The organism is Zavarzinia sp., assembly GCF_041650655.1.
Lineage (GTDB): Bacteria > Pseudomonadota > Alphaproteobacteria > Zavarziniales > Zavarziniaceae > Zavarzinia.
The window spans coordinates 1-9,856 of record NZ_JBAZKR010000128.1; the positions used below are offsets into that span (position 1 = coordinate 1).

Here is a 9,856-nt window from a genome sequence, read left to right on the forward strand (position 1 = left end):
GTTCGTTTTTTCCCTGCCCCGGCGACCACCGAGAAACAGGTCGACACAGCACTCGAAATCCTGGGCGGCGTGCTGGACGATCTGACAAGGAGGCTCTGACAGAATGGTGGGGCGGACATTCCTGTCCGCCTTGGGCAGGCAAGAATGCCTGCCCCACCGATCATTCATAGCGTCAGGAGCTCAAGGTGACTTGAGAGGAGAGTTCGCGAGATGGCAAAACCGACGATCGTTGTGATGCCCGGCGACGGGATCGGAAAGATTGTCACGCCGGAAGCGGTCCGCGTGCTCGACGCCGCGGGCTTCCATGCGAATTACGTGCACGGGGACATCGGCTGGGACTTCTGGATTCGCGAGGGGAACCCGCTGCCGGACCGGACGATTGACCTGCTGCGCAGGCACAAGCTCGGCCTGTTCGGCGCGATCACGTCGAAGCCGAAGGCACAGGCCGATGCGGAACTCACCCCCGAGCTCAAGGGGAAGGGACTGAGTTATTTCAGCCCGATCGTCCGCATGCGGCAGCTTTTCGACCTGGACATCTGCGTGCGACCCTGCCAGACGTTCCCGGGTAATCCGCTCAATTTCATCCGCCGCAAGGGCGACGGGTTCGAGGAGCCGAAGGTCGACGCGGTGATCTTCCGTCAGAACACGGAATGCCTGTACAGCGGCGTCGAGTGGACCGATCCGCCGGCTCCGGTGCGAGCCGCGCTCGAAACGCACCCGAAGATGGCGGCGTACAAGAAGGTCGCCGGGAAGGACCTGGCGGTGTCGTGCCGGATTTTCACGCGGACGGCGTGCCGCCGGATCGCGCAGGCGGCGTTCGAGCACGCAAAACGCTTCGGCTACAAGTCCGTTACCGTCTGCGAGAAGCCGAACGTCATCCGCGAGACGTCGGGGATGATGGAGGAAGAGGCGCGCAAGGTGGCGGCGGAGTTCCCCGGCATCAGGCTCTGGGCGACGAACATCGACGCGCAGATGATGTGGCTGACGAAGAACCCCGAAGATTACGGCGTGATGGTCGCGGGGAACATGTTCGGGGACATCATTTCGGACGGCTTTGCGGGACTGGTCGGCGGGCTGGGGTTTGCGTGCAGTGCGAACCTCGGCCGCGAGGTCGCGGTGTTCGAGCCGACGCACGGCTCCGCGCCGAAGTACGCCGGGCTTTCGCCGTCGATCGTGAACCCGATCGCGACGATCCTGGCGGGATGCATGCTGCTCGAGCACGTCGGGCAGACGGAGCTTGCGGAGCGGATTCGCGGCGCGGTGCAGCAGGTCGTCGCGGAGGGCAAGGTCCGCACGTATGACATGCTCCGGCTGGCGGGCGGCCCGAAGGTCTTCGAGCAGGGCGCGGCCAGCACGCAGCAGATGACGGATGCGGTCATCGCGCGGCTCTGAAACGGGAGATTTGCCATGATTCAGCGCAAGGATATCGAGTCGGTCTTCGGCCCGGTGCTCGAACTGATCGGGAACGCGGAGCTTCGCCGCAAGGTCGTCGATGCGTGGATGCTCGCGATCGAGCGGGGCGGCTGGAAGTCGATGGAGCACCTGCGGGCGATGCCGTTCACGCTTCAGGCCGAGACGGGCGGGGTCAACTTCATCGAGCACACGCTGGCCGTGACGCGCGGGGCTGTCGCCTTGGCCGAAGCGCAGGAGCAGTCGTACGCGAAGATGCCTTACATCATTAATAAGGATCGGCTGGTGGCGGGCGGGCTGCTGCACGACCTCGGCAAGCTGGTCGAAATCGAGCGCCGCCCGGACGGCACGCACGGCCTGTCCGCGTGCGGACGGCGGCTGCGGCACCCGATCTCCGGGTCGCTCCTCGCCGCCGAGGCGGGGCTGCCGGACGACGTGATCAACACGATCGCGTGCCACAGCAAGGAAGGCGAGGGCGCACCGAAATTTATCGAGACCGTGCTCATTCACCAGGCGGATTTTGCTACGTTCGATCCGCTGGCGATGCGGACGAAGGGATTGCTGATCGGGTAGGCGTGGCACGCCTGCATGGTCGGACAGGTCGGACGGGTCAGACGAGTCAGACAGGTCAGACACGTCCGACGGATCAGTTCTGGTTGGGCGCTGAAGAATGGCACACACGTTGATCGAGAAGATTCTTGGCGCGCACGCCGGGCGTGAACTCATCCCGGGGGATATCGCCAACGTGCGGATCGACATCCGAGCCGCGCGCGATTTCGGCGGCGCGAACGTCGTCAAGAACCTCATCGAGCACGGGCTCGGCGTGGCCGATCCGAGCCGCACGTTCTTCACGTTCGACTGCAACCCGACCGGCTCCGACCAGGCGTACGCCGCGAACCAGCAGGCGTGCCGGGTCTTCGCCCGCGAGCACGGCATCCGCGTGATGGACATCCAGCGCGGGATCGGCACGCACCTGGCGATCGACAACGGCCTCGTCGGCCCAGGCAGCACGTTTGTCTCGACCGACTCCCACGCGAACATCCTCGGCGCGATCGGCGCGTTCGGGCAAGGCATGGGCGACCTGGACATCGCGCAGGCCTTCGCCCGTGGGACCGTCTGGTTCGAGGTTCCGCCGACCGTCCGCGTCGTCTTTCGCGGCACGCCCTCCCCCGCAGCCACGGCGAAGGACCTGGTTCTCGCGGCGCTCCGGCACTTCGGGGCGAACGGCCTGCTCGGCGTGGCGGCGGAGTTCGGCGGCCCCGCGATGGATGCGCTCGGACTCGCCGGCCGCATCACCGTCTCCTCGATGGCGACGGAGATGGGTGCGATCATCGTGCTGTTTCCGCCTTCGCGCGAGGTGATCGAGCACTGCCGCGCGACCGGCGCTCGCTTCGAGCCGGTCCTTGCCGACCCGGACGCCCGTTACGAGAAGACCGCCGAAATCAACGTCGACGGCCTCGGCCCGCTCGTTGCGCGGCCGGGGCATCCGGAGGACGTCGTGCCGGTCGCCGAGGTCGCCGGGCGGCCGGTCGACTCCGTGTTCATCGGCTCGTGCACGAACGGCCGGTTCGAGGACTTTGCGGCGGCGGCCGGGATTCTGCGCGGGCGGGCCGTCGCGCCGGGAGTCATTCTCAAGATCGTTCCGGCGACCGACGCGGTCTGGCGACGGTGCATGGCCGAGGGACTGTTCGACGTGTTCAAGGACGCCGGGGCGCTCATCAGCAACGCGGGCTGCGCGGGATGCGCCGCCGGACAGGTCGGGCAGAACGGGCCGGGCGAAGTGACGGTCAGCACGGGGAACCGGAACTTCGCGGGCAAGCAGGGCAAGGGCGAGGTGTACCTGGCGAGTCCCGTGACCGCCGCCGCGTCCGCCGTCGCAGGCGTCATCACCTCCGCCGACGTAATTCAGGGACAGATAACTTATCTCGGCAGAGAATCAACACAGACAAGGACTACAGAAGCCGGAGCGAAGGCGAAGGGGGCAATTAAGTTATCTGTCCCCGAATTACGCGGAAATAAGTTATCTGTCCCCGAAATAGAGCGGTCCGAGCGCATCGCCGGGCGCGTCTGGGTCATCGACCGCGACAACATCGACACGGATATGGTCTATCACAACAAGCACCTGACGGTGACGGACGTTGCGCAGATGGGCCGCTACGCGTTCGGCAATCTCGCCGGCTGGGAGCACTTCGCACAGGACGCCCGGCCGGGGGACATCGTCGTGACAGGCGCAAACTTCGGGTGCGGCAGCTCTCGGCAGCAGGCGGTTGACTGCTTCCGCTCGCTCGGCATCGCGCTGATCATCGCCAAGTCGTTCGGCGCGATTTACGAGCGCAACGCGATCAACAGCGCCCTGCCCGTGCTCGTCGCGGACCTGATCGGAGCGGGCGTTCAGAGCGGCGAACAGCTCGAGGCGGACCTCGCGGCCGGGCGCATCCGCCGTGCGAACGGACAAGTCATCCAGGGCCGGCCGTTCTCCGAAGTGCAGATGCAGATTTACCGTCGCGGCGGCCTGCTCGCCGGAGGGAAGTGACATGCCTGGTTCAACTTTCGCCGAGAAGATCCTCGCCCGCAAGGGCGGAAAAGATCGCGTTCAGCCCGGCCAGATCGTGACGGTCCGCCCGGATCACCTGCTCTCGCACGACAACACGTCCGCGATCGTCGAGAAGATCGCGAAGGACCTCGCCGAGTTCGGCGTCGCCGATCCGGACCTGCACGTGATCGTGCTCGACCATGTGATTCCGGCGGCGTCGGACAAGATCGCCGCCGGGCACAAGGCGGTGCGGGAATATGTCCGCCGCTACGGCGTCCGGCACTTCTACGACATCGGCGAGGGCATCTGCCATCAGATCATGATTGAGAAGGGCCTCGCCCTGCCCGGAATGCTCGTGGTCGGGAGCGACTCGCACACGTGCATGTACGGCGCCGTCGGCTGCTTCGCAACCGGCATCGACCGGACCGAGGCGGCGGCGCTCCTGCTCACCGGCGAGACGTGGCTCAAGGTCCCGACGAGCATCCGGGTCGGCCTGCGCGGGCGCCTTCATCCGGCGGTCACGGCCAAGGACCTCGTCCTCACGGTCATCCGTGGCATCGGCGCGGACGGCGCATCCTATCAGAGCGTCGAGTTTCACGGAGCGCTCGGCCGCCTGACCGTTGACGACCGCCTGACCGTGGCGAACATGGGCGTCGAGATGGGCGCGAAGGCGGCGACGTTCGAGCCGGACGCCGACGTGCTCGCGTATCTGGACTCGATCGGCGCCTCGCGCGAAAGTTATCAGCCCGTCTGGGCGGACGCCGATGCGGCGTACGAGCGGAGACTTGACTACGATCTCTCCGCGCTCGGCCCGGTCGTCGCGCGCCCGCACACGGTCGATAACGTCGCCCCGATCGAGGACGTTGCGGGCACGGCGATCGATCAGTTCTTCCTCGGCACCTGCACGAACGGGCGGATAAGCGACTTCGAGCTGGCCGCGAAGATTCTGAAGGGCCGGAAAGTTGCTGCCGGGTCGCGGCTGCTGATCCTGCCGGCGTCGCGGGACATTCTTCAGCGCGGGATCGCCTCGGGCGCGATCTCCGCGCTCATCGAGGCGGGCGGCGTGCTGCTTCCGCCCGGCTGCGGGCCGTGCCTGGGCGCGCACCTCGGCGTGCTCGCGCCGGGCGAGCGGTGCCTCTCGACGGCGAACCGGAATTTCAAGGGCCGCATGGGCTGCCCGGACTCCGAGGTCTTCCTTGCCAGTCCGGCGACGGTCGCCGCCTCGGCCATCCACGGCAAAATCACCGACCCGCGCAAGGAGCTGACGCGATGAGGGCCTGGCGCTACGGCGACGACGTCAACACGGACATGCTCTTCCCCGGCAAATACACATACACATGCGCGAAGCCGGACGAGATCCGCCCGCACCTGCTCGAGGACCTCGACCCGACGTTCGCGGCGAACGTGCGGCCGGGCGACATCATCCTTGCGGGGCGGAACTTCGGGTGCGGCAGCTCGCGCGAGCAGCCGGTCGTCGGGCTGAAGGCGGCCGGGATCGAGGCGGTGATCGCACACAGCTTCGCCCGCATCTTCTACCGCGCCGCGATCAACCAGGGCTTGCTGCTCATCGAGTGCCCGCAGGCGGTCGATGCCTGGCACGAAGACGACGAAGTCAAGCTGGACGCCGCGCTCGGCACGGTCGCCGTCGGCGGGCAGACGTTCTCGTTTCCGACGCTGCCGCCGGAAATACTCGCGATCCGCGAGGCCGGCGGGCTGCTGCCCTATACGCGAGCCAAGTTGAGGAGCCGAAAGAAGTGAAACTGTACGAACACGAGGCGAAGCGGGTTCTCGCCGGCGAGGGGCTGGCCGTTCCGCGCCGGTACGGCGTTGCCCGAACGCCGGCCGCGGCGCGGAAACTGCGGATCAAGTACCCGGCGATGGTCAAGGCGCAAGTGTTGATCGGCGGGCGCGGCAAGGCCGGCGGCATCCGGCGGGTCGAGTCTGACACTGACACGGCGACCGCCGCAGCCGACCTGCTGGCGATGCGGATCCGCGGCCACGCCGTCGAGAGCGTTCTGATCGAGGCCGCCGCTGAGTCCTCCGGCGGCTGCTACCTCGGCGTCACGGCGAACCCGGCGACGTTCAACAACGTCGTCATCGCGAGCGCGTCGGGCGGCGTGGACATCGAAGAGGTCGCCCGCACCCGGCCCGACGCCATCCTCCGGGTCGAGCTGCCGGACAGTCCGGACACGCTTCCGGCCGAGTCCGCGCGGCAGGTCGCATCGTTCCTCGCAAAAGACCTCGGCGGCTCGCCAGAGCTTGAGGAGCAGCTTGCGGACATCGCGACGAAGCTGTACCTCGCATATCAGAAGTATGACTGCAAGGTGCTTGAGATCAACCCGCTCCTCATCACGCCGCAAGGTCCGCTCGCGGCGGACGCAAAGATGGTCCTGGACGATAACGCTCTGTACCGGCAGGCCGAGTTGCTCGAACGGCTCGGCATCAAGGCCCGCCGCCACGAGGTGGCCGAGCCGACCGCCCGCGAGCGTCGGGCACGCGACGGCGGCTTCCCGTACGTCGACCTGCTGCCCGAGGATGCCGTCCGCGAGCCGGGCAAAATCTACGTCGGTCTTGTGCCCGGCGGCGCCGGCTACGGCATCTTCTCGATCGACGAGGTTACCGGCATCGGCCAGAAGCTGCACGAGAGTCGCGTCGTCCCCGTCAACTTCATGGACTCCGGTGGCGGGCCGACCCGCGAAGGCGTCGCGGAGATGTTCGCACTGCTGATGGAGCATCCGCTCGTCGACGTGATTATCACCTCGCGGTTCGGCGGAATCTCAAGCTGCGACATCTTCATTCGCGGGCTTGTTGACTGCTTGCGCGAGCGGCGGGCCGCGCGGAAGCGGATCGTGCCGGTGTACGGCCGCATGGTCGGCACGGACCTCGCGGCGGCGCGGGCGTTCCTCGAAGCCGCGCGGCGCGAGACGCCGGAGGCGCTCGAACCGCTCTCGATGGTCGTCGGCAACCGCGAGATCATGGCCGACGTGATCCGCGACGGCCTGGCCGCCTTCCTCGCCAGCACTCAGGAGACTGCCCGATGAGCGAGAAGATCACCTGCGTTCCCGCGCCGGACGGAATGCTTGCGTACCTGATCAGCCGCGTGCGGCCGACGCTGGCGGAGCGAATCCGGCAGACGGGCCGCATCGAGACCGCCGTCATCGGGCTCGGCGGCCAGGGCACGCGCCACGCCGGGCTGATGAAGGAGTTCGGAACGACCGTCACGGCGGGGATCGCGCCCGGCCAGGGCGGCACGACCGTCTGCGAGACCGTCCCCGTCTACGAGTCCGTCGCCGAGATGCTGCGGCGGCACCCGGACATCGCCGTCGTCAGCGTCTGGAAGCAGTATTCGACGGCGGCGGCCGCGGCGATCGAGGCGATTGACGCGGGCATCCCGGTCGTTGTGCTCATCAGCGAGGGCATGCCGATCCGCGACGTCCGGAGCGTGCTCGTCGCCGCGCGCCGCAAGGGAACGCTCGTGCTCGGCCCGAACACGCCGGGCATCATTTTCCCGCCCGAACACATCAAGGTCGGCATGCTGCCGGACGTCTTTCATCCGGCCGAGCCGGAGCCGGGGCGGTTCGCGCCGGCGGGCGTGACGATCTGCTCGCGGAGCGGAGCGATCCTTTATCACATGTCCGACGCGCTCGCATCCGCCGGCATCGCACAGAACGCCGTGATCGGGATCGGCGGCGATTCCGCCGTCAGCACGACGTTCCCGGACATCGTCCCGCTCGTGATGGCGTACCCGAAGACGGACCTCGTCGTGGTCGCGGGCGAGATCGGCGGCTGCCAGGAGGAGCGGCTGGCGGAGGACATCCGCGCATACCGCGAACGATACCCGAAGCCGCTGGTTGCGCTGATTTCCGGCCGCTGTGCGCCGCAGGGCAAGACGATGGGTCACGCGGGGGCGATCGTCGCGCCCGGTTCCGAGTACGGGACGTTCGCGTCGAAGAAGGCCGCTCTCGAAGCGGCAGGCGTCACGGTCGTGAACAGCCAGTATGATCTCATCGAGGCCGTGCGGAAGGCGCTCGGCGGGCGGACGTACTTCCTGCCGGAGCGGTATTACGCGCGGATGAAGGAAACCTGGGAGGCGCCGCCGCCTGTGCCGCGGTGGACGACGTCGATCACCCGCGTCGCGCCGAACGACGTGGCCGTGCGCGGGAAGCCGCTGCAAACACTGATCGGAAAGCGCTCGCTGCTCGAAGTCACCGGCCTGCTGGTGACGGGGCGGTTCCCGGGCAAGTCGGAGCTGGCACGGCTGGACAAGCTGGCACGGTCGGCGGCTGCGCTGCCGGTTCCGAACGTGCCGCTCCGCGCGGGCGACGATCTCTCGAAGCAACTGGCCGCGCTGCTGCTCGGAGACACGAAGCTGGCGGCGTTCGACGGGCCGGAACTGGACCGAGCGGTCTTCTGTCTGGGCCGGGCGGCGGCGGGCCTCTGCCGCATCTTCAAGGTGCCGGTGAAACCCGCGAAGAGCTTTGCCCTGCTCGCCTGCCGCGCCGTCGCCGGGCGGGCGTCGCTCTCTGAGCGCGAGGCGAAGATGCTCGAGGCGGCGATGGTCGCGTGCGTCGATCACGGCGTGACGGCGCCGAGCACACAGACGGCGATCCTGCTGTCAACGGTGCGGGCGGCGCTTGAAGTCGCGGTCGCCGGCGGAATCAACGCGATCACCGACGTGCACGGCGGTGCCGGGGCGAACGCCGCGCAGTTCTTCCGCGAGTGCGCCGAACTGGCTCACCGTGAGAAACTATCGCCTCGTGCGGCGGCGGAGAAGCTCATCGCCGAACGGATGGCCGCAGGCGCGCGCATCGAGGGCCTCGGCCACCGGCTGCACACGCGGGACCCGCGGCGCGACGCACTGTACAAAATGGCGAAGGAGACCAGGCTGGCCGGCGAGTGCGTCGAGCTCTCGAAGATCGTCTCCGACGCCTTCAAGACCGTCCGCGGCCTGACCCTGCCGATCAACGTGGACGGCGTGATCGGCGCGATCGTCGCCGACATGGGCCTCGACCCTCGCGCGGCGAAGGCGCTCTTCGTGTACGGGCGGATCGCCGGACTCGCCGCGCATCACTTCGAGGAGATCAGCACGCAGCCGGCGATGCGACGCGTCGACTTCGCACAGGCGGTGTACAAACCGGCGGCAGGGCCGGTATAATAACGCTTTGCACTGTCCGCAGTCGCCGCGAAGGACCGGATGGCTGATCCGCAACCGAAACCCCTGATCGTTCAGAGCGACCGCACGCTCCTCCTCCAGGTCGACAGCCCGCTCTACGCCGAGACACGCGACGCGCTGGCCAGCTTCGCCGAGCTTCAAAAGTGCCCGGAGCACATTCACACGTACCGCATCACGCCCCTGTCGCTCTGGAACGCGGCGGCGGCAGGGCACTCGGCCGAGGATGTAATCGGAGCTCTCACGCGGCATTCCCGCTACGACGTGCCGCAGAACATCGTGGCGGAAGTCCGCGACTACATGGCCCGCTATGGCCGCCTCAAGCTCATCCGCCGGGACGAGCGGCTCGAGCTGGTCTCGGACAGCCCTGAACTCATTGCAGAAATCTGGCACAACCGGTCCGTCCGCCCGCGCCTGCGGCAGTTGATCCCGCCGAACCGCATCGAGATCGACCCGCTCTTCCGGGGACACATCAAGCAGGCTCTCATCAAGATCGGCTTCCCGGTCGAGGACCTTGCCGGCTACGTGGCCGGCGAGCGTCTCCATGTTGCGCTGCGCGAAACGGCTCTGAGCGGCGCGGCGTTCGCTCCGCGCGGATACCAGGCGGAGGCGGCGGACATTTTCTACGCGGGCGGGAGCGAGCGCGGCGGGTCCGGCGTCATCTGCCTGCCCTGCGGAGCCGGGAAGACGGTCGTCGGGCTTGCGGCGATGGCCCGGCTTCAGACGCACACCATCATCCTCTG

General features: G+C 67.7%; 8 protein-coding genes. All 8 read left to right on the forward strand.

Annotation, left to right across the window (positions count from 1 at the left end; genetic code table 11):
• Positions 1-210: 210 nt before the first annotated feature.
• Positions 211-1,392, forward strand: coding sequence for an isocitrate/isopropylmalate dehydrogenase family protein (locus tag WC493_RS19890; RefSeq protein ID WP_373067778.1), 1,182 nt, complete (start codon positions 211-213; stop codon positions 1,390-1,392).
• 15 nt (positions 1,393-1,407) lie between these two features.
• Entirely contained in the window at positions 1,408-1,983 is a 576-nt protein-coding gene (locus WC493_RS19895; RefSeq protein WP_373067780.1) for an HD domain-containing protein, read from the forward strand.
• A gap of 109 nt (positions 1,984-2,092) precedes the next feature.
• Positions 2,093-3,943, forward strand: a complete 1,851-nt coding sequence (locus WC493_RS19900) for an aconitase/3-isopropylmalate dehydratase large subunit family protein (RefSeq protein WP_373067783.1) — start codon at positions 2,093-2,095, stop codon at positions 3,941-3,943.
• Position 3,944: 1 nt separating this feature from the next.
• Positions 3,945-5,216 carry a 3-isopropylmalate dehydratase large subunit gene (locus WC493_RS19905; RefSeq protein WP_373067785.1) on the forward strand — a complete coding sequence of 424 codons (1,272 nt, stop codon included), beginning with the start codon at positions 3,945-3,947 and terminating at the stop codon, positions 5,214-5,216.
• Positions 5,213-5,701: a 3-isopropylmalate dehydratase small subunit gene (locus WC493_RS19910; protein ID WP_373067787.1), complete on the forward strand. Its 489-nt coding sequence runs from the start codon at positions 5,213-5,215 to the stop codon at positions 5,699-5,701. Before WC493_RS19905 ends, WC493_RS19910 begins: the two co-directional genes overlap by 4 nt.
• Positions 5,698-6,984 carry an ATP-grasp domain-containing protein gene (locus tag WC493_RS19915; protein ID WP_373067790.1) on the forward strand — a complete coding sequence of 429 codons (1,287 nt, stop codon included), beginning with the start codon at positions 5,698-5,700 and terminating at the stop codon, positions 6,982-6,984. The genes WC493_RS19910 and WC493_RS19915 overlap by 4 nt, the downstream gene beginning before the upstream one ends.
• Complete coding sequence (locus WC493_RS19920; protein ID WP_373067792.1) at positions 6,981-9,098, forward strand: citrate/2-methylcitrate synthase; 2,118 nt, start codon at positions 6,981-6,983, stop codon at positions 9,096-9,098. Before WC493_RS19915 ends, WC493_RS19920 begins: the two co-directional genes overlap by 4 nt.
• Positions 9,099-9,137: 39 nt before the next feature.
• A partial coding sequence (locus tag WC493_RS19925; protein ID WP_373067795.1) for a helicase-associated domain-containing protein occupies positions 9,138-9,856 on the forward strand: 719 nt, incomplete at its 3' end.